Below are 23,557 nucleotides of genomic sequence, written 5' to 3'. Positions count from 1 at the left end.
GTACATGACGATCTGTACCCATTCTTATTCTGCGAGAACAGTCACGGAAATTTCAATGATCCGCCCCCGATCGACTCTCAACCAATGCAACCGGAGGAGACGTTCGGAAATGGCGGACTCAACGGCACGTTCGACGTCGACGACCTCGTCGATCGCATCGGACTCGACGACGGCGAACTCGCCTGGCGGAAAGAATTCATCGGCTTCGACTCGGCCGACGAGCGGCGACTCGCCGACCTCGAGCCGCTGTTGCGTGACAACCGGGAAGCGATCGCCGACGACTTCTATGACAACGTCCTGCAGTACGAGCGAACGCAGACAATCGTCAACCGATCGCCCAAGGGGACTGACGCACTGAAACAGACCCAGCAGGCGTATCTGGTCTCGCTGGCGACCGGCCCGTACGACCAGGACTTTTTCGCGAATCGTGCTCGGATCGGTAAGCTCCACGAGCTGCTCGACATGCCGCTGCACCAGTACGTGGGGCAGTACGGCGTCTACTACGAACTACTGCTCTCACGATTGAACGAGCGCGTCCAGCAACAGGTCGTGGATGCAATCATCGAGTGGGCAGACGAACGCGAGGCGGAGGCCGAAGAGTCGGCCGGCGGACTCGGTCGGGTCGTGAACGCGCTGGGATTCGGGCGTCACACTGCTGAACAGGGGGCAGAGACAGGTGCTGAGTCGGGAGCTGGCGACAACGATGGCGACGCAACGCAAACCGCACTCGAGGAGTCGTTCGAAACGACGGTTCGCGAGGCGATCGACGACGGTATGCTGGACGTGCTCTCGCTGTTGCGCCTGCTCAACCTCGATATGCAAATTGCGGTCGACACGTACGTCGACGCCGACGCACAGCGGCTCGAAGACGAAATCGATCGACGGGCCGCTCTCGCTCGGGAGGTCGAGTCTGACGTTCAGGCACCGCTTGCTGACCTCCACACCGCGGGGGAGACGGTCGCCCACCGGGCTGAATCGATCAGTGATCAGACCGAAACGCAGGCGACTCACATCGAAAGCGCCGCCCGGGAACTCGACGACGTCAGCGACGCGGCTGACGAAATCGCACACGCAGCCGACGCGGCCCGCGCAGAGAGTGCCCGAACCGAGCGCCTCGCCGCCGACGGCGTCGACGCGGCCGACGAGGCGCTGGACGAACTCGGTGCAATCGAGGACGCGACCGATCGTGTCGCGGCGGACATGGACGCACTCGCCGACCGGATCGAAGCGATCGACGATCTCGTCGACCGACTCGACGACTTGACCCAGCGAACGTCCGTGCTGGCGGCGAACGCGAAGATCGAATCCGCTCGAGCGACGGGCGACAGTGGCGCTGGTGCCGGCACTGGAAACAGCAGCGAAACCATGGGCATCATCGCCAGCGAGGTCCGCTCGTTCGCCCAGCAGACGAAGACTGATCTCGCAGACATTGCACGCGCCGCGGAGGCGATCCGCGAGGATGCCGCCGCCGCAGTCGAGACCACCGAGGAGACGGTCGACCGCGTCGATACCGGTACGGATCGCGTCCGTCGAACGATCGACTCACTCGAGGAGATCCACGAGTCGGCACAGACGACGACCGCGCGAATGGACGAGGTTGCGGCCGCCGCCGATCAACAGGTCGCCGGCGTCGAATCGACGGCACAGACGCTTGCCGATCTCTCGGAGTCGGCCAATGAGGTTGCGAGTTCGGCTGCATCGGTTGCGGCGGCGAGTGAGGAACAGACGGCGAGTCTTCGGACTGTCCGCGACTCGGTCGATCGGCTTACCGATGAAGTCGAGACGGGGGTCGACGCCAGCCAGCCGGATCGGTCTGTTTGAGAACGGCGAATGGTGACCGGTCCGGTTGCAGCCGGCTATGTGCGCTCTGCTGCGTTCAATCCGCGGCGTCCGGTGGACTGAACACCTCGGCCGTCGATATCCTGACCATGACAGTTGCGACGCTGACTCGAGAACTCGTCTCGATTCCGAGTCACACGGACGAGGGCGAGGCCGAGGCAGGCGAGTTCATCGAGTCGTGGCTCCGCCGCGAGACGGACGCGGACGTCGAGCGAGACGCAGTCGGGAACGTAATCGCACGCAAGGGATCCACTGCGGACGGCGACACACTCGCACTCGTCGGCCACCACGACGTCGTCGAACCGGACGACACCCAGCTCGAGTCCGACGGCACCTACAATATCGAAGAGCGAAACGGCCGCCTCTACGGCCGCGGCACAGCTGATATGAAAGGGGCCGTCGCAGCAGCCATGATCGCGTTTCGCGACAGCGATATCAACACACCCGACTCGAGTAGCCCGAGCACCTCACAGTCCGGTGAGACAGACGCCGCCGGCGAACTCGTCTTCGCGAGTTTCGTCGGCGAGGAAGTCGGCGGCACGGGCGCGCGACACGCCATTAGCGAGGGGTTCGCTCCCGAGTACGCTATCGTCGGCGAGGGCTCGACCAACTACTCCGGGCCCGACGTAACCGATGTCGTCGTCGCCCACAAGGGCCGCCGCGGGAGCACGATTACGGCACGCGGCAGCGCCGCCCACGCCAGCGAGATCGCCGCTGGCGAGAACGCCATCTACCGCGCGACCGATGCCGTCGCTCGCATTCGGGCACTCGAGTTCCCCGCAGCCGACGTGGCCGGAGAGGTACTCGAGGGCACCATCGCAGTCACCGAGATCGATGGTGGGACGGCGATGAACGTGATTCCCGACCGCTGTGAAATTACGGTCGACGAGCGGACGGTGCCGGGCAAGCGGGCGGCTCTTGGACGGGTCGAGGAACTCGTTGGCGTGGAGTGGACGGTCGATCAGGATCTGCCGCCGATGCGGTGTGATGACATGTCGTTCGCGGGGACGGTGCAGTCGGTCGCCGATGACGTCCAACCCGGCTCGCCGGGACTCGTGACGAAACCGCACGCGACGGACGCAGGATGGCTCTCGGAGGCGGGAACTGAGTGTGTGATCTACGGTGCTGCTGAACCCGGCGAGGCCCACACCGACACCGAGAGCGTTTCGATCGAGGTACTCGAGCGCTGCTACGAGACGTATCGTGGTGTTGCGGAGACGTGGCTGCAGTGATGGGGTGGCTGAGCAGCGTCCCTGACGAAGGAGACCACAGCCAGCAAACGTGCCGTGACCAGCGCTGTTAGACGCCCGGCACGCCAACCGCTTCGAAGCCAGTGAGGCCGAGCGCGGCGAGGGCGTAGAGCACGATCAGGACGGTGACCCACGCAACCAAACCGATCATCGCAGCGGCAGTCCAGTCGGCGGGATACCGGAAGTTGATCACCGCGATGTACGCGAGCAATGCGAGGAGGGGGCCGACGAGCGGGATCCAGCCGACCAGATAGCCGACGACTGCCCATATTATCGCGCCGAACAGGGCAGTGACGATCGCGTGATCGAAGCTGCGCTCGCCGACGATGATCCGCGCGCCGACGTAGATTCCCAGTGCACCGATGAGCAGGCTGACGACGAAGACGACGGCTGATGCGACGACCATGGGCATAAAACCGTCAGCGTGGGCGAATAATCCCTGGCTTGCAATTTCTACAGAGGTACAGCGAGAGAGCCTCGTGGTCGTACGGAAATCGAAGATGTCCGTGATGACGAGCGCGCTTCGCTCTCTCGAATTATAGTAACCACTGCAAGTCAATGCGCACCTGAGCGCACGACGGCTGTGCGACCAGTGTGTGAATAATTGTAGTTGTTACTATACTTGTCCCGGGGTACTTCCTCTGAGCCACTGCTGTAGCGATCTCCAACCGTTAGTGGGGCAGTCGAGCGAAGCGCAAGTTGTCGATCAGCGGCACAGTCAAAACAGCCGATAGCCGGGTTTGGTTACTGTCGGTCCGAACACCGTACTCGGATTCTCACCGGTGTGTGTCGCCCGTAACCGCTGATGTGAGTCTCCGCGCCGCTACCTGTGGTTTCGCTTGTCTCAGTCGTCTGGGCCAGCGGGATTGTGTTCGGCGTTGGTGTCGGTATCGGCGTTGGTGTCCGTATTCTTGTTCGTGTCCGCCTTCGTACTCCTGCCACCGATAGCGTCTCTGGCAGCGTCGGGATCGACGAGCAGGACTTCAGGCGGTGCACGACAGCCACAGGGAACTGCAACGGCCGTTACAGGCCCGAGAACAGTCACCGTTGTAACCGGCTGGCCACAGAGCGGGCAGTCCGGTATCGAAGACATCGTTACTTCGCCGGGCGGATCTGCAAGGTCATCGCCCATTGTCTCCTCCGACTATCGAACACGCTCGCGCATAGCTGGTCAAGTGCCGTGAGACTCGGGGCTGGCGATACGTCGGTCGTGCGGGATGTTTATGTCCCGGTAGAATGTATGCAAGCATGGCAACCAATTCCTTCATAGGTTGGAAGCCACGTCTCGGGTGGTCCTAGCACCCGGGGCATTTCACTCATACCCATCCCTGATTGGGTTTTTGGCTTCCGTTCTGTATGATGGTGTAGGGAGACTTATATCTACTGTTACTTGGCTGGATTGAAGGGGTGTCTGTGGCCTCTTCCTGCTACAATTGCCGATAAAACGCGGTATTCAAACTCCACCATCCGCCACTAGGCCGACGTACCTGCCTTCCTCAGTTGGTTGCGCGGTCAATCCTCCACAACTGTACTCGTTCTCTTCTCTCCACTCTGCCTCTCTCCTCAGCTCTCCACTCCCCTTCTCTCGCCCGTTCGCCACTCTGCTGCCTCTTGCTTGTTCCTCACTCACACTACCCTCACTGAAACCCCTCTCTGGATATCCGGAACCACGAGGTTGATACCAGTACCCACGTTATCGGCTAATATGTCAGCCGATCAGGCCCAACCCGAGGGGGAGGGATCGACCTACGACGAGTTCGAAACACGAATCGAGCGCATCTCGAACATCTCGAACGCCGCCGGCGTCCTGCGATGGGACCAGGAAGTCGTCATGCCCGAGGAGGGCACGCCAGCCCGGGCGAAGCAGCTCTCGACACTCTCGTCGATCAGCCACGAACTGCTGACCGCCGACGAGACCGGTGAGCTGCTCGCCGAGTTAGAGGAGAATGATCTGAACGAGGAGCAAACCGCCGCCGTCCGCGAGGTCCGCCGGCGTTACGACCGCGAAACCAGCGTCCCGCAGGAACTCGTCGAAGAAATCTCCGAGACGACCGCCAACGCCCATCCGAAGTGGATGCAGGCCAAGGAGGAAGACGACTTCGAGGCCTTCGCGCCGACACTCGAGAAGCTCGTCGAACTCAAACGCGAGTACGCGAACCACATCGACCCCGACGCAGACCCCTACGAAGTTCTCTTTGCGGACTACGAACCATACCTCGACCTCGACACCGCAGAACGCGTGCTCGAACGCCTGCGCGACGAACTCGTCCCCCTGATCGACGCGATCCAGGACAGCGACGCCGACATCGAGACCGACGCCTTTGCGGGCGAATTCGACGACGATGATCAGGAAGCGCTCGCCCGCGACGTGCTCGACTCACTCGAGTACGACTGGTCGCGCGGCCGTCTCGATACGGCACCGCACCCGTTCTCCTCGGGGACGCAGTACGACGCGCGCGTGACGACGCGATTCGAGGAGGACGACCTGCTCGGCTCCATCACGTCGGTTATCCACGAGTTCGGGCACGCGAACTACACGCTCGGACTGCCGGACGAGCACTACGGGACGCCGCTGGGTGAGTCGCGGGACCTCACTGTCCACGAGTCTCAGTCCCGTCTGTGGGAGAACCACGTCGGTCGTTCGCGGCCGTTCTGGGAGCACTTCCTGCCGATCGCTCGCGAGCGCTTCGACGAACTCGCGGATGTCTCTCCCGAGGCGGCCTACGAGGCTGCGAATCAGGTGTACGACGACAACCTGATCCGCGTCGAGGCGGACGAACTCACCTACCACCTCCACATCGTGATCCGGTTCGAAGTCGAGCGCGAACTGATCTCGGGCAACCTCGCGGTCGAAGACGTCCCCGAGGTCTGGAACGACAAGTACGAGGAGTACCTCGGTGTCCGCCCCGAAACGGATGCAGAGGGTTGTCTGCAGGACATCCACTGGTCGCACGGCTCCTTCGGCTACTTCCCGACGTACTCGCTTGGGTCCGTGCTCGCCGCGCAGCTCTACGCTGCGGCTGAGGACGATATTGGGGGCGAGGCGACCGCCTCGGAAGAGCCGAGCGGCGACGAGCCGCGAGGCGCGTTCGACGACCAGATCCGTGCGGGCGAGTTCGACGACCTCAACGGCTGGCTCCGGGAGAACATCCACCAGCACGGCAAGCGCTACACGACGCCCGACCTGATCGAGGACGCTACCGGCGAGGGATTCACGGCGGATTACTTCCTCGAGTACGCCAAATCGAAGTACGGCGAGCTGTACGAGCTGGACGACTACTGAGACCTGCCGTCTCGAACCTCACAGATTCGTTTTCTGCTGTTTTAGCCGTCTACAGCTGCCGGCCGTCTCGATCGCCCCTTCCCGAGGATTTAGTAGCGCTTGCTCTGTCCGTCGAGATGGAACATGTCAACCGCGGACGATTCACACGACACTGCGGACGCACCCGAGGCGTACCACGATCTCCTCGAGCGATCGGAGAAGCTCTCGAACGTCCACATGGCCTCGATGGCGCTCGGCTGGGACCAGCGCGTGATGATGCCCGAGGGCGGGACACCCGCCCGAGCCGGCCAGCTCTCGACGCTCTCGGGGCTCAGCCACGACCTGCTCGTCGACGACGACGTCGGTGCCTGGCTAGACGAACTCGAGTCCGCCGAACTGACCGGCGAGCAGGCTGCCGTCGTTCGCGAACTCCGCCGCCAGTACGACCGCGCTGCCGACATACCGGCCGAACTGGTCGAACGCGTCGCATCCCACCAGGTCGAAACCCAGCAGGTCTGGCAGGAGGCCAAAGCCGAGGACGACTTCGCGCACTTCGCGCCGAATCTCGAGGAACTGATCGATCTGCACCGCGAACGGGCGGCCGCCATCGAGCCCGACGCGAATCCCTACCGGGTGCTCTACGAGGACCGGCTTCCGTACCTGCCACTCGAGTCGGTCGAGGGAATCTTCGACGAACTTCGTGAGGGGCTCGTGCCGCTGATCGAGGAGATCAAAACCGAGGGACGAGAGCTGCCGTCGGTGTTCAGGGGCCACACCTACGACGAGGACGACCAGATGGCACTCTCCCAGGAGGTCGTGGACCTGCTTGGCTACCCCGAGGAACACGGCCGGCTCGACACCGCGCCACACCCGTTCATGTCCGGCAACCAGTTCGACGCCCGAATCACGACCCGATTCCGGGAACACGACCCGACCGACGCGCTGATGGCGACAATTCACGAGTTCGGCCACGCGACCTACCAGCTCGGCCTGCCGAAGGGAGAGTACGGCAATCCGCTGGGTGAGTCGCTCTCCTCGGGCGTCCACGAGTCCCAGTCGCGCTTCTGGGAGAACCACGTCGGCCGCACGAAGCCGTTCTGGGAGTTCTTCCTGCCGACGATGAAAGAGCACTTCCCGCACCTCGAAGACGTCACCGTCGACGAAGCCTACGCCGCGGTGAACCGAATCTATCCGGAGAACCTGATCCGCGTCGAGGCGGACGAACTCACCTACCACCTCCACATCATTCTCCGATGTGAGATCGACCGCGCGTTCGTCGAGGGCGACCTCGATGTCTCCGAGATCCCGCGCGTCTGGAACGAGAAGATGGACGACTACCTCGGCGTCGTCCCCGAGACCGATACCGACGGCTGCCTGCAGGATACCCACTGGTCTGCCAGCTTTGCGGCGTTCCAGGGCTACACCGTCGGCAGCGTGCTGGCCGCCCAGCTCGACGCCGCGATCCGGGACGATCTGGACGTCGACGGCCTCGTCCGTGAGGGCGAGTTCGAGCCGATCTGGGAGTGGATGACCGAGCACGTCCACCGCTACGGCCAGCGCTACCCGACGGAAGAACTGATCGAGGTCGCGACGGGTGAACCGCTCACCGCCGACTACTTCCTCGACTATGTCGAGGCGAAGTACGGCGAACTGTACGAGCTGGACGGCTACTGACACGGATCGTCGTGGCGTGTTACCGGTGATCGCCGGCCCGCCGGAGCGTCACCGGTACAGAACGACAACGCGACAACAAGCCGTATGAGACTGCCAGCCGTTCCCGTCACCTCGCCCGCTTGTCAGTCCGCTCGCGTGCCGGCCGTGACTTTATCTCCGTTCTCGCCTTACCAGCGTGATCCGATGATGGTGACGACGCACGCGCTCGTCGGCCTCCTCGTCGCCCTCCCGCTGGCGGTGCTCGCTCCCGACCACGCCACGACAGTACTCGCGGCTGGTGTGGTCGGCGGCATCACACCCGACCTCGACGTGCTCGCGACACACCGGAAGACGTTCCACCTCCCGATCTACGGCACCATAGCCGCCGGAATCGCTCTCGTACTCGCACTCGCTGTGCCAACGGCTGCAACGTTCGCCGTCCTCGCCTTCCTCCTCGCTGCCGCCCTTCACAACGCCGGTGATATCGTCTCCTGCGGGCTCGGTGCCCGTCCCTGGCACAACCGCTCCGAACGCTCCGTCTACGACCACTACCGCGGCCGGTGGATCCCGCCGCGGCGCTGGATCAGGTACGACGGCGCGCCCGAGGACCTCGCACTCGCCGTCGGCATCGCGGTGCCATCGTTGGCGCTACTCGAGTGGCACTGGCAACTCCTGGCTACGCTTCTGCTCGGCGTTTCGGTCGTCTACACGGGGGCGAGAAAGCGACTCGAGGACATCGCGCGGTGGGCTGTTCGGTTCTTACCGGCGTGGGCCCGCCAGTACGTGCCGGAGCGGTACGTCACCCGGTGAGTGGTCCCCTTTCGTTACAGCTCGTGTTGTGTGAGAACAGCGCTCACTGGCGCTGAAACCGGTAAATGGGGAAAGCATATATCGACACTCAGTCGAGTACAGAGACAATCGAAGAGGCAGACAAATGAGTGACATCGAACTCGTCAACAACCGCTGGGGAGACCGAAACGTCGAGGAGCAGGTAACGCGGCTGTTCGAGGACGATGGGACGATCTACCTCGTCACTGGCTTCTTCACACACAACGCCTACCGTGCGATGCGCCCCGATATCGAGGCGTTTCTCGAGCGAGAGCCGACGAACGAACTCGTGATCGTCGTCGGCGCGGCGGCGGATCAGTTCTCTGCGACGATCGCACGCGACCTGCGGGACCTCGACGAAAACGAGCAGGTCACTCTCTACAAGTACCCTGACGGGTTCTTGCACGCGAAGCTCTACCTCCGGGAGGGCGAGAACCCGGCCGTGATCGTCGGCTCGGCGAACCTCACACAGGTCGCGTTCGAGCAGAACCTCGAACTGAGCGCCTACGTCGAGGGGAAGTCGATGACTGACGGTCGAATCGAGCCGTTCCGCACGTGGATCACGGACTTGCTCGCAGTCTGTGATCCGATCCGCCGACGTGACCTCTTCAAACCGGTGATGATGGCCAAGACGGCCGTCAACTGGTTCAACAAGGGCACGCTCTTGCCGACCCGCGCCGTGCTCAGCCACCGAACATCGTACGTCGTCGGGATGGTCATCCTCTGGCTGGTGCTCTCGAACGCGTTCGCCTGATCGCGATTACCGAGCACACGCGAGTTTCGAATCGTCCACAGCTGGCTGCTCGCAAGGGTATAAAAGCGGGCTGGCACTGCCAGGCTCACACTCACCCCGAACGAACTCCCACGATCCGGTATGCGACTCTCAATTCCGGGCCTCCCCGGCGTCTACTACGACACCGACGCGGGAACCACGGCGATTGCAACGCTCATGTCCACCGCCGGCCGCCGCGCGCCGAAGCCGAAGGGGTACGCGATTCAGGCGCTGCCGTACCTCTGGTCGTTCGACGTCGACCTCCACGAGGTCCCGAACGACCACCCAATTCAGTATCTCCACCCCGAGAGTGCGGTGAGCCTCGGTGAACTCACCACGGACCACCACGCCCGCCAGGCCGGCACCGGACTCGAGTCCGTCCTCAGATTCGCGTGGTCCGTAAACCAGGAGGTCGAGTCCGCGACGAGTTCGCTGCTCGGCCAGACGCAGACGCAGGACGGCGTGACGATCGAGATTCGGGATGGCAGTGTCGTCGCTGATGGGAAGGAACTCGAGACGGATGCGTTCGATATCGACGAGGGAGCGACTGCTGGTGATGAGAGTCCTGCCGATACTGACGGTGTAGACGACTCGATGGTAGGCACGGAATTCAACGAGAACGAGTTCGGCGCGGGCGATGACGAGTCCAACGGATTTGACACCGCTGACGGCTTCGAGGACTCTGACGACACCGACGACGAACCCGACACTGACAGGTACGACACCGGTAACGAACGCTGACTGCTGTCTTGATCACCGAGGCCGTTGCTTTTACTCACGCGCTGTGTAGGACCAGCCATGCAAATCGTCACGACGCTCCCCTCGGCGACCGAACTGGTCGTCGCGCTCGGACTCGAGCCTGCCGGCGTCTCCCACGAGTGCGACTGGCCGCCGCGGGTCGAGTCGGGCCCGTCTATCACTCGCTCGCGGATCGACACCGACGGCTCCAGTAGTGAGATCGATCAGCAGGTGCTCGATGTGGTCGAGGACGCTCACAGTGAGAGTGAGACGGCCGGCGATGACGACGAGACAGGCGACACACCCGGCGTCTACGACATCGACACCGACACACCCGGCGTCTACGACATCGACACCGACACACTCGCCGCCCTCGACCCCGACCTCGTCATCACGCAGGGGATGTGCGACGTCTGTGCCGTCGACGACATCGCCATCGCGGACGCACTCGAGTCCATTCCGGCCAACCCGGAGCTGCTGACGACCGACCCACACAGCATGGCGGACGTCCTCTCCGATCTCGAGCGCATCGGCCGCGCCACCGGTCGCGAGGAACGCGCCGCCGAAGTGCGAGCCGAACTCGAGTCCCGGGTCGATCGCGTTCGAGAGCGCACCCGGGACTGCACCCCGCAGGAACGCCCACGAGTCGCCATCTTCGACTGGACAGACCCCGTCATGATCGCCGGCCACTGGACCGCCGAACTCGTCGAATGGACCGGCGGCGAGTACGGCCTGGCCGATGTCGGCGAACGCTCCCGCCCGCGCGAGTGGGACGAAATACGCGAGTACGACCCAGAGTGTCTCGTCGTGGCACCCTGTGGCTTCGGGCTGGAGCAGACGGCAGCAAACATAGGGGAACTCACCGAGCGCGAAGGCTGGGACGAGCTCACCGCGGTCCAGGAGGAGCGCGTCTGGGTGATGGACGGCAACCACTACCTGAACCGCCCTGGGCCGCGGTTAGTCGACACGCTGGAGGCGCTTGCACCGGTCATTCGGCCGGATCTGTTCGGTGATTCGTCCGACCCAGCGACAGCCGACGAGCTTGTCGTCTCGCTCGACGCACTCGAGAAGAACATCGAGACGGATCGAGCAGCGGCGGGGAGACAGCCGTGACTCGCGAGTCGGATACCGGCGAACACCTTCCTGCCGACGCAGCCGACAGCGAGGACCAACCGACACTCGTCATCCCCGACTCGATCTGCGAGGAGATCTGCGACCACGCTCGTGACGGCGCACCCGAGGAAATCTGCGGGATTCTGGGCGGGTCGTTCGATGCGAATCGGAGCCGTGTCGAGTCCAGCTATCCCACCGTCAACGTCGCCGACACCCCGCGGACGCGCTACCGGATCGATCCCGAGGAGCAACTCGAGTGCTTCGAGCGACTCGAGGCGGCGGGCGAGGAGATCGTCGGCTTCTATCACACCCATCCGAACGGGCCGGCGCGACCGAGCGAGACGGACGTCGAGGCGGCGACCTGGCCGGATCGTTCGTACGTGATCGTTTCACTCGAGCCGTTCGCGGTGGGGTCGTGGCGGTGGCGGTCGGGCGATGCTGTGGGCGGCGAGTCCGGCGGGCAGTTCGAACGCGAGCGAATCATCTCCTGACGTCCGCTTCGTCCCCAATTCGTCGTCACAGGTCCATGAACCGGAGGAACAGCCCGAGCAGCAGGACGCCGAAACCGATGATTGCCCCGACAAACGGCGGGAGGACCGGAATCGGGATCACGATCAGGAGCAGCCCGACGATGAGTACTTTCGTAGAGAGACGCATAGGTGCGCTTCGGTCGCCTCGCAGAAAAAGCTGTAGCTGGAGTGACACTGGGGCGGTCCAGAACGTTACACTGAGCGGCTGAGGACGGGTAAACCGGCGAGTTCGGTTCGCGAGTTCGAGACGAGGTGGGGTTGTCGTTTTGGTCTTGTTGTGCCAGGCTACGCCGATGCTACACTAGCGCCACACCGCCGCTACGCCGACGCGACGCCAGCGCTACACCGCCGCTACGCCGATGCTACACTAGCGCCACACCGCCGCTACGCCGACGCGACGCCAGCGCTACACCGCCGCTACGCCGATGCTACACTAGCGCCACACCGCCGCTACGCCGACGCGACGCCAGCGCTACACCGGTACTACGCTGCCACTACTGCGAATCCACACTCTCGCTTTCGTCTGTCGCTTTCTCCCTGAACTCCTCGGCCTGCTCGCTCAGCTTCTTGCCGACGAGATACTTGAAATCGTCCGGCATCAACCCACGTTGGATATCGATCGTGACCATCGTATCACAGCCCGCGACAATTTCCGGGGCCCACTTCCCCTGTGCCAGTTTCGACTCGTCGGTGACGACTGCCTCACCGTCTTCGACATCGATGAACGCCGTCACCGTGTTCCAGACGCGCGGGTCGCTCGTCGTCGCCTCGTCGAACAGCCCCTCGAGTCGGGAGTCCTTGATCGGTTCGTCGCGCAGTTCTCTGATCAGGCCCTCGAGTGCGATGGCGAGTTCCTCGTACTCCTCGGCCGTCATGTCGTCGTCGTTGCGGCCGGCGGCCGTCATCGCATCACCCGTCGCGTTCTGGCTCCGGTTCTGATTCCAGTTCCGGTCCCATTCGGGAGTGGCGCGCTCATACGAGGACATTGCCGCGGTTGGAGTATAAACACCGTGTCCTGGGACTGCTGTGATCCTGTCTAGGTCGGCCTGTGGTTCACAGCGTGGCCCCGTCACGACTCCTCTGCCGCCCGCAGCACGTCCGGCACCCACTGCCGATTTGGATCATCGGTCTCCTCCATCCAGTCGATGAGCCTGGTTCGGAGCTCTCGACGAACGTCGGCGTAGTCGGGGTGGTCGATCAAATTCTGCAACTCCGCCGGATCCGCTTCGAGGTCGTACAACTCGTCTACGTCCGGCGCGTTGTAGACGTACTTGTACCGGTCCGTTCGGACCATTCGCTGGGTGTAGAGCCCGAACTCGTCGCCGTGGTACTGGGCGAAGACGGAATCAGGCCATGCCGACGGTGCTGATTCCTGTTCCGGACCGTCAGCGTCCAGCAACGGCACGAGGCTCCGCGAATCAAAACTCTCGGGGATCGCCACGCCACCCATCTCGAGGAACGTCGCTGCCAGATCGTGGAGGTGAACCGGTTCCTCGCGAACCGATCCGGGCTCCGTGACGCCCGGCCAGCGCACCTGCAGCGGGATGTGATACGTATCGTCGTACATCAGCGGCCCCTTGTTGAACTGGCGGTGCCCTCCAGCGAAATCGCCGTGATCCGAGGCGTGGACGACCACCGTCTCGTCCGTGAGGCCGGTGGACTCGAGTGCATCCAGAATCCGGCCGAACTGGTCGTCGATCAGGGTGACGAAACCCCAGTACTTCGCGATGGCCTCTTTCCAGACGTCTCGGTCGAACTGTTCGACACCGCGGTAGGAGCGGTAGTTCGCGTGGACTCGGGGTTTCCCGGCGTCGGTTTCGGCGTAGCTCTCGGGAAGATCAATGTTCTCGGGGTCGTACATCGAGGCGTAGGGTTCGGGGACGACGTAGGGGTGGTGTGGGCCGTAGAAGTCCGCTCGGTGGAAAAATGGAGCGTCGCGGTCGCGGCTCGCGTGTTCCTCGATTGCGTCGATAGTACGCTCGGCCAGGAACCAGGCGCGCGTCTCCTCGACCTCGACCGATGTTGTGGCGGCGACGAACGTTCCGTTGCTGTCGTCCCGCGGATTGGTGCCGGTGTAGATGACATCGTCGAGATCGGCCTCACCGACGGGCGTCCCGCGTTCGGCGCGGTACTCGCGGAACGCGTCGTCGATGTCGTCGTGGTGTTTGTCGCTCCCGCCGAGATAGGAGAACCCGAAGTCCTCGGGAGTTTGATCGCGGCCGACGTGCCACTTCCCGGTGTAGGTCAGGTGGTAGCCAGCGTCGTCGAGTTTCTCCGAGAACGTCGGGACGCCGGGTGGCAGGTTAGGTTGGAGGGCGTCGTCCTCGTGGCAGTTGTTCAGCATGCCGTGACCGTGGGGGAACTGGCCGGTCAGGAGCGATGCGCGAGCGCTCGAGCAGATGCTGATCGGAGTGAACGCGCGCTCGAAGTGCGTACCGGTCGCCGAGAGGTGGTCTATCGTCTCCGTTTCGACCGTTTCGGCGACCGGCCCGTCGAGAGCGCTGCAGTCGTAGCGTTCCTGATCCGTGAGCACGAGCAGGACGTTCGGTCGGGTGTCGGCGTCGACCATCGCGGGTGCTACACCGCTGGGGCAGTTAATGGTGGGACTTGCCGTTTGCCGGCGTCCATCAGTGACTGCCAACAAGAGACGAACAACTGTCCGTCTTAAACGCGCTGCGTATGAACCCGCACCCTCATTAGAACGCAGTTCGAGTCCTCATTCGTGCCAACCGCATACTGTGGGGAGTGTGAGTGGACGCACACCGTCACGGCAGAGGAGACGACCGACCTCGATCTCGCGATGATCGACCACCACGTCGACACCGGCCACTCGCCAATCGAACGTGGCGATCTGGTCGAGCCAATTGCTGCCGAAACTGGCGACCAGCACCACGAGGACGACGCGACCGTGGATGCAAAAGCTCAGACCGAACTCGAGTAACGCGACTGACAGTCGATCACCGGTCAGAACAACTCTCGGATGTTTTTTTTGTGCGCGTGACATCTCCCGTGTTGTCGACTATTAGCTTGACGGAAGACAGAATGGTGCTTCCCCAGAGGTTTCCCTATGGTTTCGAAGGCCATTGACGAGTTATTCGCTGATCAAGTCGAGCCAGCTTTGGAACTCGTCCATGGTTTCTTCGCCAACGACGGGACGACACCGTAGGGGCGACTACCGTCCAGTCGGTATCCGGCCGTGCCGGTGACCGCCACGCTGGGTTGCCAAAGTGACCACTGACGAGATTGACCACCAAGTAGAGTCGCTGTTTGGGGTGCTGGCGCGACTCGTGACCCGGTAAGAAAGTCCAGTTTCAATATCACGGACCGAGGCAGGGCCAAACCTAGTTATCGATGCCCCGTCAGTCCGCCCCAGCGGTAGATTCGGACGTATACGACCTGAAAATCTCCTGTAACGAGGCACGTTCAGTTTCGAAGTGACGAGGAGTTGCGCCGAGCTGATCGAGGTGGTTGAGAACCGTCAGTTGCGCGTCGCCGTCGCACTGAACCTGAAGGTTCCGGCCGTCGATGCGGATGTCATCGACTGCATCGAGTTCCTGGAGGGAGTCAACGTCGCTGGGAACCCGATCAACGGACACTCGTAGATAGGTGGTAGCACCCATAGTCGAGCGTAATGAGTCTATAGAGTCGGTCGCTAGGAGTGCTCCCTCGTGGAGGATCCCGACCCGATCACACACCGACTCGACCTGAGAGAGTTGATGGCTCGAGAAGAAGACGGTTGTCCCGCTCTCGACCGCTTCCCTGACGAGTTCCTGCATCACCGCCACGCCGTTCGGATCCAGTCCTGTTGACGGTTCGTCGAGGATGAGCAGGTCCGGATCACCAGCAGAGGCCATCGCGAGCAACAGCCGTTGTGTCATGCCGCGTGAGTAGCCGGTGGCCACCCGATCAGCATCTTCGAGCAGCCCGAACCGCTCGAGTTGGGCGTCCACGTCTGCTTCAACGCCCCGGGACTCAATCTCGAATTCGAGGTGGTCCCGCCCAGTCCAGCCTGACATCAGCTCACAGCCGTCAGGGACTACGCCGGTACGCTGGCGAATTGCCTTCCCGTCTTCTGCGGGATCCATCCCGAACACCGACGCTGTGCCCGAACTCGGGTATACGAAACCGAGAAGTGTATCGATCGTCGTCGACTTCCCCGAACCGTTCGGCCCCAGGAAGCCGAAAACCTCTCCCTCCCGAACCGAGAGGTCGAGCGAATCGACCGCGAGCGTCCGGCCGTACCGTTTCGTCAACAAATCGGTCTCGATGATATTCATTGCTCGAGTATTCTCTCTGGAAATATATCACTCTTTGCACGTTCCGACAGGTTCCAATTCCGTTGAAGCGTTTACGTCACTACCTGGGTGGGCTACTGACGCCCGGCGTGATCTGACTGTCATTCCACCCGGTTGTCTACACGAGCGAGTTTTCGCCGTATCTCGGAGCATTCCAACTCCGCTGTCGTGTCTATCGGAACCAAAGAGAAGAACCACTCCCCAATTAGTTACGATTGTTGTAGCATCAGTGACTGAAAATCATTCAATATGATATGGAAATCTCACTATACCACTGCCACCCCACCATAATACTTACAACTACATATATAATATTCATCTCGATATTGTGGGATTTTCATATGTCCCAATCATAAATATTATTGATTGAGTAATTGATGATAGGGAACGTGTCCGTGCGTAATGCGGACACGCTTTGAGGTACTACAATGACAGACGAAACACCATATTCCGGCGAGCAGCGATCGACGAACAATAGACGAAGCGTTCTCCGACTTGGCGGCCTCGCCGCCGCCTCCCTGGTCGGGGCCTCGACGGCAGGTGCCGTCTCAGCACGAGACGATGACGGCCCCAACACGGACTTCGACCCCGACAACGACGAGGCAGCGCTCGAATTTCTCCTTGAGATGTTTGAGAGGAGTGAGAATCAGACCTGTTCATGCAACGACGAGGTTTGGCATGATCTCACGAACGAACAGATAGATGCCGTGGGAGACACGTTCGAGGAGAACCTCAACTGGACGGTTAGTCGCGAATCAAATACCATGCAGCAGAACTCTTCGGACACTTGGCTTCCAGGGGACGAAACGGTAAAAGCTGAGGCAGATGTTGCGGGTTACGACGTCTACACTCACATCCAAGAAGTGGAATGGGACTACAATGGTGACGACTATAGAGCCGCCAGCCAGGAACACGACTACGAGTGTCACGGTCTTGCCTGTTCGTTCAACGGACTCACAACTGATGAACTAAACCGGCGTACTACATACTTCGATGCGACGCTCGCAGGGGAGTATGCATTCGAGCCACTCGGTATCGGTGTCGTAGAGGTCGAGTCCGTCATCGAGTCGAGAGCAAGAAGAGATGGGGATTTCCAGGTACTAGAAAAGAAGGCACCCGGCACTGATTAGGTCGATTCGGAGCTATTACCGTTTTTGTCGGACAAGGTTGGCCGAGATATAATCCAATAATATCATTTCAAATGTGTAAAACTCCATACATAGAGGTGAAAAGCAGTCGTTACTGGGTGTATTGTCTCTTCCTCTTCGTGCTCGGAATAACTGCAACTGCTGGTGGCCCAATCAGTCCACATCGATTGTACCCCCCGGGCGAGTTTGAGCGTGGCGAGTTTGTCGTGCTCGCGACGTTCCAGTGGTTTGTCGCGGTTATTGGCGCTTTTGCTGCTGTGCTCGCCGGGTATGCGACGGTGGTCGGCGACCGGACTAGTGGACGGATTCGGTTGTTACTGAAGTTGCCGTACACTCGCCGGGAGTATCTCGTTAGGAGATTTCTCGGCGAAGCTTTCGCACTCGTGTTGTTCACTACCCTTGCCATTGTCGCTGGCGTAACCATCTCGACGGCTCTCTATGGTCAGCCGCCCCTGTTTCCGGTCGCGGTATTTCTCGTGCTCTCGGCCGGGTACCTTCTCGTCTGGTTTTCTTTTGCGACCGCCGTTTCCATGGTCGTCCGGACCGGACGTCAAGCGATCACCGTCGTCGTTCCAGCCGTATTAGTAGCGATTTCCTGGTCAAGTTTGGTGAACGGGCTCTTCCGACTAGTTCCTGTTACGGAATCACCGTTGCTCTACTTCTTTGCCCATCGATTGTCTCCTCACGACGCATACTACACCGTGACGAACTGGGCAATGGGGCTGCCAAACGCGCATAACACTGCCGGATCCGTAATACGCTACTTTGAGTCGGACGCTATCGTTCTCCTCAGTTCGATGCATATCGTTCCAGAGGTAATCGAAGGGTCGATTCCGTGGTACCTCTCAGAGTGGGTCTCGCTGCTGGTGTTGGTCCTGTGGGGCGTCCTACCCGTGGGGATCGCCTACTGGCGGTTCTCAAGGTCAGACCTTGATCCCGGCCCGTCCACAGGCGTTCGTCGACTCCTCGGTCGGACCGATCGATCCAACCACGGACGAACCCTGACACGACGCTTGCTTGCGGGCAGCAGTCTTTCCGGTCGTGCAACGCCCCTTCTTTTGTTTGTGATCCGCCAAGGGCTAGTGAAAATTCGCAGGCCGGCCTACTGGGCGTACGGTCTGGTGGTCGTGTTATTCAGCCTCGAGCTCCTCATCGGGCCTGTGTCCGGCATTCCAGCGAATCCGCCGCCGGAATACGCACTGATGATTCTCCAATCGGTGGTAGCGTACCTCGGCGGAATTGCTGCCGTCTTCGCCGGCTACGCCCTGGTCACCGGCGACCGAGCGAGCGGCCGGACTCGACTATTGCTTAAATATCCCAGGGATCGATGGGAGTACGTTCTCAGCAAGCTCTTTGGTGAGGCGGTCACGCTCGTGGTGGTTACCACGCTGGCTTTACTCCCGGTCATCCTCGTCTCAACAGCGCTGTACGGCCCACCACCGGTGATTCGGACGATCGCGGTTCTGGTGGCCTCTGGAGTGTATCTCCTCATGTGGGTATCTATCGCTACCGCTATCTCTGCCATCGCCAAGACCGGCCGTCGGGCGATCACGCTGGCGTTATCGGTGTTTATGGTCCTGCCGTTTTTCTGGGACGATCTCTACGCGGCACTGGTGTCGACGATCACCGAGAACCCGAGTCCAGGACCGTATTTCTTTACGGAACGGCTTATTCCGCAGTATTCGTACCAGGCGGCGACAAACTGGATTGCAGGACTGCCCAATTCCAACGACGCCGGCAGCAGCGTGCTTGAGAAACTAACCACTGACGACCCCATGCCAACCGTGACACTCCTTTCAGATGTGTTCGACGGCGGCGTCCCGTGGTACCTCTCGGAGTGGCTTTCGGTACCTATACTGGTCCTATGGGGGACCGTGCCGATCGTGATCGCCTGTTGGCGGTTCGAACGAATCGATCTCACATGACGTCTGATTATGCAAAATACTCTCTTCAGTAATCCGTCTCCGACTGGGTGCTGGTGATGGGTGTTTAACCGACCGTCTCAGTACTTCTGCTCGCTCGGCGGAATCCCGAGATCGTCGTAGAACGTCTGATCGATCCGATCGCGCTCTGCGAGCCACGTGTCGAACGTCGACGGGTCCGCCGGATAGGCCTCGTACTGCTGTTGGTAGCTGGCGACGTGATTTCGCGTCTTCCTGACGTTGCGAATGGACTCGAGTAGGTCGCGTTTGCTCATGCCGAGGGTCTCGAAGGAGTCCTTGCGATACTCGGAGACGAAGTTCTTGAGGACGCCGGTACCGACGAGAAGTTTGCTTTTGAGGCTGTCTATCTCCGTGGAGGTACCGACGATCTCTCGGATTTCGGCCTCGGGGAGGAGTGCGGCGACGGCCCGCAGCGTGTTCACGTCGAGGGTGCTCGCGGCGACGTTGTACGCGTCCCACGAGGCGAGTTTTGCGGCTTCGCCGTGCTCGCGGTAGAGCCAGCGGTTGTGTTCCCAGAGTCCGGCCTCCGAGGTGTCGCCGTCCTCGATGGCCTGGGTGGCAGCACGGCCGGCGGAGTAGCCGGAGTAGGCCGCACCGCGGATGCCCTTGCCCGTGATCGGGTGGGTCGTCCCCGCTGCACCGCCTGTGGCCAGGTAGCCGGGGGCGACCATCGAGTCGAGCGGTCGGCGGAGGGCAATCGCCGCGCCGAGCTTGTTCGTGTTGCCGAATCGCTCTGCGACGGTTGCGCCCTGGTACTCGTGTCGGTGCTCGATGTCGCGGCGCAGGCGGTCAGCGAGCGGGATCGGTTCCTTGTTCATCTGGAAGCCCAGCCCGACGTTGATCTGGGTCGGCGTCCGCGGGAAGTACCAGATGTAGCCCATCTCCTCTAGGGGTTTGCCGACGATGGCGTTGTGGTATTCGACCGGCTGTTCGGTCTCGATGATTTCGCGGTAGGCCGATCCGAAGTGGGTGTAGTGGGGCACCTCGAATGTCGGCTCGCCGGGGGTATCCAGGTCCTCGAAGCTGACCATGTCCTGCAGGATCGACTGTGCGCCTGCAGCGTCGATCAGCACGTCACACTCGTAGGTGACAGGCTCACCGTCCCGGACCGCTTTGACGCCGGTTACCTGTCCGTTCTGGGTCACTTCGTTGACCACCGTGTCGTAGTGTTGCTCGACGCCGCAGTCGGCTGCCTGTTCGAGCAAGCGCTGGCCGAACTCGTAGCGGTCGACGACGTTGCTGCTGTCCTTGTAGGGTAAGACCTTCCGTACGCCGAGTTCTTCGTCCCAGTACTCGATCTGGTCGATGTTGTTGTCGACGAGGACGGCTTCATCGTCGGCGATCGCGTCCATATCGATCGGCCCTGGGTAATTCTGTGGATCGCGAGGGCTCTTGATCGCATCGCCACAGGCGATGAACCCACCCTGCTCGCGGGGTTTGCGCTCTAACTGGACCACGTCGATCCCCTCGGCGGCTGCCGTCGCCGCCGCGAAACAGCCCGCGATCCCGCCCCCGACAACGATCACGTCGTACTGGTTGCGCACCATTGGGTACTGTTCCTGCTTTCGGAAATGGGGAACGTAACTCTTGCTTTTGCGGTGGTACGGAGGAGGTGGTGACAGCGATCTCCCATCAGAAAGACTTCCCCAGCCGTTCCATACGAAATCACAGCGTGTGGGTCCCGTCGTTATTCGAAGTCGGCGAGCGTCGGCTGCTCGTGCTCACCGGGGAACGACTCGACCGGAACCTGCAACTGATCGCCCGACGCCATATCCTTGATCGTCACCTCGTCGTTTGCGAGGTCCTGTTCGCCTGCGATGACGACCGTTTCGGCGTTAATCGAGTCCGCGTAGTTCAGTTGCGAACCGAACGACCGGCCGGCGACATCGGTCTCGACGACGTGCCCGCGCTCGCGCAGCTCTCGGGTTATCTGTGCGGCTTCTGTCCGCGTGTCGCCGATCTGGAGCACGTAGTAGTCCGTCGTGACCTCCTCTGCGGGCCAGACACCAGCGCGCTGGCACAGCAGCGAGAGCGTCGCGTGACCGGGTGCGACACCGACCGCAGGCGTTGGCTGGCCACCGAAGGACTCGATGAGAGTGTCGTAGCGCCCACCACCGAAGATCGACCGCGAGACCTCGCCTGCGGAGTCGAAGCACTCGAAGACGACGCCCGTGTAGTAGTCCAGCCCGCGGGCCGTCTCGAGTGAGATCGTACAGAACTCGCGCGCGCCGAAGTCGTCGGCTGCCGCGAGGACGTTCTGGAGGTTGTCGACCGCGGCGTCGACGCGTTCGGTGTTTGCGAACTCCCGGACGTCCTCTAAGTCGCCGCCGGCGATGAGATCGTCAAACTCGACGGCCTGGTCGGCCGTGAGTCCCGCGCCGATCAGCAGGTCATGGTACTCCACGGTCGAGAGTTTGTCCGACTTGTCGACCGCACGGATGGCATCCTCGGTGTCGACGTCGGCGTCGTAGCTCTCTAGAACCCCGCCCAGAATATCGCGGTGGGAGATGCGGAACTCGAAGTGCTCGCCGGTGAGTCCGAGGTTGGTCATCGCGTCTGCGGCCCAGGCGAGAATTTCGGCGTCTGCTTCGGGCTCCGAGGAGCCGAAGATGTCGACGTTGGTCTGGTAGAACTCGCGCTGGCGGCCCTGCTGGACCTGCTCGTAGCGCCAGAACGGGCGCGTCGAGAACCACTTGATGGGTTTCGAGAGTTCCTGTTGCTTGGCGACGACCATCCGCGCGACGGTCGGCGTCAGTTCGGGGGTCAGGGTGACGTGGCGGCCGCCCTGGTCCTCGAAGGCGTAGAGTTCGTCGACGATGTCGTCACCGCTCTTGTCGGTCCACATTTCGGCGCGCTCGAGTGCGGGCGTGCCAATCTCGCGGAAGCCGTAGCCGCGGGCGGTGTCCTCCAGCGTGTCGATGGTCGCCCGTCTGGCGGCCATCTCGCCGGGATAGAAGTCACGAAAGCCCTTGATCCGGTCGTACATGACTGGTGGTTCGCCGAGGGCGGACTTCTATCCTTTCCTCTGGCTCGATCGATACGAGAAGTACGACAACTATAGTAGCCACTGCAAGTCACTGCACACCTGATCGTGCAACAGCTGTGCGATCAGTGTGTGAATCGGTGCAGTTGTTATTATAGTGGCGCTCCCGGCCTGCTACGGTCTGCTGTAAGTCATTTCCGGCGCGACCGCAGGACGGGGCGCGATTATCGTGATGAGAATTTGGAAACGAACACGAACCCGGCACTGAACCGACAGTGGCCGGTATGGCCCTGTCGTCTCGAAACGCGTCAGCGGGGACGGGACCTCGTTACGCCTCGACGCTACCGCTATAGAACACCGTACCGGCGTTCTCGCCGGGGTTACCGATCATAACTGCCCACTCGTCGCTGTCTTCGGGGACCGTCAACTCGACCGTGTCGGCTCCATTGCTGACGACTGCGCCGGGACCTTCGCCTTGGTCGAGGTCGACGATTCCGACGACGATGTCCTGGTCGGCTGGCGTCCACTGGACGGGAATCTCGACGCGTTCCCCTTCGCTCCACGTGAACGAACCGTGAAGGTTCGCTTCGTCCGGTTCGACCGCATCCGAGAAACTGAACGAGTCGGGACCGATTGCCTCGGTCGGTTTCTCCGCGGCGGTCCACTCTTCCAGGTCGATTATCGTGGATTCGACCGGTTCGGAGGAGCCATCGTCTGCCTCGATCAGATCGAGGTCGAGCTCGTCGATCGAGACCGTCTGTAACCCGTTCGTGCTTCCATCGGGCGAGTCTGCGTCGTTACTATCGTTGTTCCACTCGTTCAGATCGACCGATGTCGTCTCGTCTGACTCCGTTTCGGTCGAGTCTGTGTCCGATTGCACGAGATCGATCTCGAACTCGCCGAACTCGATCGTTTGTGATTCAGTCGTCTGTTCTGTCGCTATAGCGCCGCCCGCAGCGACTGCGAGCAACATCGTAAGCGCCAGTGTGATTGTCAGTACTTTTTTCATGGTCTCTTACTGTGGGGTGTCACGAGAGCGATCTCTGGCGGGTCTCCTGTGACGTCTCACTACCAGACACCGTTAGCACACACCCGATCGCGTCTCGAGTGCGACCGGTCTGTACAGTGGCTTGTCCGGCAGCAACCGAAGTCGACGTGCGAGGGGACTCTATCGAATCGCTCTCGAGAGATCGTTGACTGAAA

The 23,557-nt window shown here is 61.6% G+C and carries 22 protein-coding genes; 12 read left to right on the top strand and 10 right to left on the bottom strand.

Features of this window, described 5'->3' with window-relative positions:
- The first annotated feature begins 84 nt into the window (after nucleotides 1-84).
- A complete protein-coding gene (locus NMAG_RS07395; RefSeq protein ID WP_004217385.1) occupies nucleotides 85-1,821 on the top strand; it encodes a globin-coupled sensor protein in 1,737 nt (578 codons plus the stop codon).
- A gap of 107 nt (nucleotides 1,822-1,928) precedes the next feature.
- Complete coding sequence (locus NMAG_RS07390; RefSeq protein ID WP_012996535.1) at nucleotides 1,929-3,071, top strand: M20 family metallopeptidase; 1,143 nt, start codon at nucleotides 1,929-1,931, stop codon at nucleotides 3,069-3,071.
- A gap of 67 nt (nucleotides 3,072-3,138) precedes the next feature.
- Here NMAG_RS07390 and NMAG_RS07385 read toward each other — a convergent pair whose 3' ends face one another.
- From NMAG_RS07385 to NMAG_RS22030, 3 genes are all read right to left on the bottom strand, one after another.
- A complete protein-coding gene (locus NMAG_RS07385; RefSeq protein ID WP_004217382.1) occupies nucleotides 3,139-3,495 on the bottom strand; it encodes a hypothetical protein in 357 nt (118 codons plus the stop codon).
- A gap of 438 nt (nucleotides 3,496-3,933) precedes the next feature.
- Nucleotides 3,934-4,221, bottom strand: a complete 288-nt coding sequence (locus tag NMAG_RS07380; protein ID WP_004217381.1) for a hypothetical protein — start codon at nucleotides 4,219-4,221, stop codon at nucleotides 3,934-3,936.
- A gap of 321 nt (nucleotides 4,222-4,542) precedes the next feature.
- Nucleotides 4,543-4,719 (bottom strand): hypothetical protein, encoded by a 177-nt coding sequence (locus NMAG_RS22030; RefSeq protein ID WP_160165671.1) that lies wholly within the window; start codon nucleotides 4,717-4,719, stop codon nucleotides 4,543-4,545.
- Nucleotides 4,720-4,794: 75 nt separating this feature from the next.
- Here NMAG_RS22030 and NMAG_RS07375 point away from each other — a divergent pair, with 75 nt between their 5' ends.
- From NMAG_RS07375 to NMAG_RS07345, 7 genes are all read left to right on the top strand, one after another.
- Nucleotides 4,795-6,372, top strand: coding sequence for a carboxypeptidase M32 (locus NMAG_RS07375; protein WP_004217379.1), 1,578 nt, complete (start codon nucleotides 4,795-4,797; stop codon nucleotides 6,370-6,372).
- A gap of 123 nt (nucleotides 6,373-6,495) precedes the next feature.
- Nucleotides 6,496-8,025: a carboxypeptidase M32 gene (locus NMAG_RS07370; protein ID WP_004217378.1), complete on the top strand. Its 1,530-nt coding sequence runs from the start codon at nucleotides 6,496-6,498 to the stop codon at nucleotides 8,023-8,025.
- Between the two features lie 186 nt (nucleotides 8,026-8,211).
- Nucleotides 8,212-8,814: a hypothetical protein gene (locus NMAG_RS07365; RefSeq protein WP_012996534.1), complete on the top strand. Its 603-nt coding sequence runs from the start codon at nucleotides 8,212-8,214 to the stop codon at nucleotides 8,812-8,814.
- A 124-nt stretch (nucleotides 8,815-8,938) separates the two neighbouring features.
- The gene (locus NMAG_RS07360; RefSeq protein ID WP_004217375.1) at nucleotides 8,939-9,586 is read left to right on the top strand and encodes a phospholipase D family protein; all 648 of its coding nucleotides are present in this window, start codon (nucleotides 8,939-8,941) and stop codon (nucleotides 9,584-9,586) included.
- Between the two features lie 120 nt (nucleotides 9,587-9,706).
- Nucleotides 9,707-10,345, top strand: coding sequence for a hypothetical protein (locus NMAG_RS07355; RefSeq protein WP_004217374.1), 639 nt, complete (start codon nucleotides 9,707-9,709; stop codon nucleotides 10,343-10,345).
- Nucleotides 10,346-10,402: 57 nt separating this feature from the next.
- Nucleotides 10,403-11,455: an ABC transporter substrate-binding protein gene (locus tag NMAG_RS07350; protein WP_004217373.1), complete on the top strand. Its 1,053-nt coding sequence runs from the start codon at nucleotides 10,403-10,405 to the stop codon at nucleotides 11,453-11,455.
- Nucleotides 11,452-11,946 (top strand): desampylase, encoded by a 495-nt coding sequence (locus tag NMAG_RS07345; RefSeq protein WP_004217372.1) that lies wholly within the window; start codon nucleotides 11,452-11,454, stop codon nucleotides 11,944-11,946. The genes NMAG_RS07350 and NMAG_RS07345 overlap by 4 nt, the downstream gene beginning before the upstream one ends.
- Nucleotides 11,947-11,971: 25 nt before the next feature.
- Here the strand turns inward: NMAG_RS07345 and NMAG_RS22025 are convergent, their stop codons facing one another.
- The 3 genes from NMAG_RS22025 to NMAG_RS07335 all read right to left on the bottom strand — a co-directional run bounded on the left by NMAG_RS22025 (nucleotide 11,972) and on the right by NMAG_RS07335 (nucleotide 14,554).
- Nucleotides 11,972-12,112, bottom strand: a complete 141-nt coding sequence (locus tag NMAG_RS22025) for a hypothetical protein (protein WP_004217371.1) — start codon at nucleotides 12,110-12,112, stop codon at nucleotides 11,972-11,974.
- Between the two features lie 367 nt (nucleotides 12,113-12,479).
- The gene (locus tag NMAG_RS07340; RefSeq protein WP_004217370.1) at nucleotides 12,480-12,971 is read right to left on the bottom strand and encodes a hypothetical protein; all 492 of its coding nucleotides are present in this window, start codon (nucleotides 12,969-12,971) and stop codon (nucleotides 12,480-12,482) included.
- 83 nt (nucleotides 12,972-13,054) lie between these two features.
- Nucleotides 13,055-14,554, bottom strand: coding sequence for a sulfatase-like hydrolase/transferase (locus NMAG_RS07335; protein ID WP_004217368.1), 1,500 nt, complete (start codon nucleotides 14,552-14,554; stop codon nucleotides 13,055-13,057).
- Nucleotides 14,555-14,707: 153 nt separating this feature from the next.
- On the opposite strand from NMAG_RS07335, the gene NMAG_RS07330 reads away from it, so the two are divergent.
- The gene (locus tag NMAG_RS07330; RefSeq protein ID WP_004217367.1) at nucleotides 14,708-14,926 is read left to right on the top strand and encodes a hypothetical protein; all 219 of its coding nucleotides are present in this window, start codon (nucleotides 14,708-14,710) and stop codon (nucleotides 14,924-14,926) included.
- A gap of 418 nt (nucleotides 14,927-15,344) precedes the next feature.
- Here NMAG_RS07330 and NMAG_RS07325 read toward each other — a convergent pair whose 3' ends face one another.
- On the bottom strand, nucleotides 15,345-16,262 hold the full coding sequence (locus NMAG_RS07325) for an ABC transporter ATP-binding protein (RefSeq protein WP_004217363.1): 918 nt from the start codon (nucleotides 16,260-16,262) through the stop codon (nucleotides 15,345-15,347).
- A 446-nt stretch (nucleotides 16,263-16,708) separates the two neighbouring features.
- On the opposite strand from NMAG_RS07325, the gene NMAG_RS07320 reads away from it, so the two are divergent.
- On the top strand, nucleotides 16,709-17,410 hold the full coding sequence (locus tag NMAG_RS07320; protein ID WP_004217361.1) for a hypothetical protein: 702 nt from the start codon (nucleotides 16,709-16,711) through the stop codon (nucleotides 17,408-17,410).
- Nucleotides 17,411-17,481: 71 nt separating this feature from the next.
- Nucleotides 17,482-19,353, top strand: a complete 1,872-nt coding sequence (locus tag NMAG_RS07315; protein ID WP_012996533.1) for an ABC transporter permease — start codon at nucleotides 17,482-17,484, stop codon at nucleotides 19,351-19,353.
- 77 nt (nucleotides 19,354-19,430) lie between these two features.
- On the opposite strand, the gene NMAG_RS07310 is transcribed toward NMAG_RS07315, so the two are convergent.
- The 3 genes from NMAG_RS07310 to NMAG_RS07300 form a co-directional block, all read right to left on the bottom strand.
- Nucleotides 19,431-20,918, bottom strand: coding sequence for a geranylgeranyl reductase family protein (locus NMAG_RS07310; RefSeq protein ID WP_004217358.1), 1,488 nt, complete (start codon nucleotides 20,916-20,918; stop codon nucleotides 19,431-19,433).
- Between the two features lie 140 nt (nucleotides 20,919-21,058).
- Nucleotides 21,059-22,357: a histidine--tRNA ligase gene (hisS, locus tag NMAG_RS07305; RefSeq protein WP_004217355.1), complete on the bottom strand. Its 1,299-nt coding sequence runs from the start codon at nucleotides 22,355-22,357 to the stop codon at nucleotides 21,059-21,061.
- 325 nt (nucleotides 22,358-22,682) lie between these two features.
- Complete coding sequence (locus NMAG_RS07300; protein ID WP_004217354.1) at nucleotides 22,683-23,363, bottom strand: hypothetical protein; 681 nt, start codon at nucleotides 23,361-23,363, stop codon at nucleotides 22,683-22,685.
- Nucleotides 23,364-23,557: the final 194 nt, after the last annotated feature.

Source organism: Natrialba magadii ATCC 43099 (assembly GCF_000025625.1).
GTDB lineage: Archaea > Halobacteriota > Halobacteria > Halobacteriales > Natrialbaceae > Natrialba > Natrialba magadii.
Note: the sequence above shows the minus strand (reverse complement) of the source record. Positions and strands in the feature narration are given on the sequence as shown.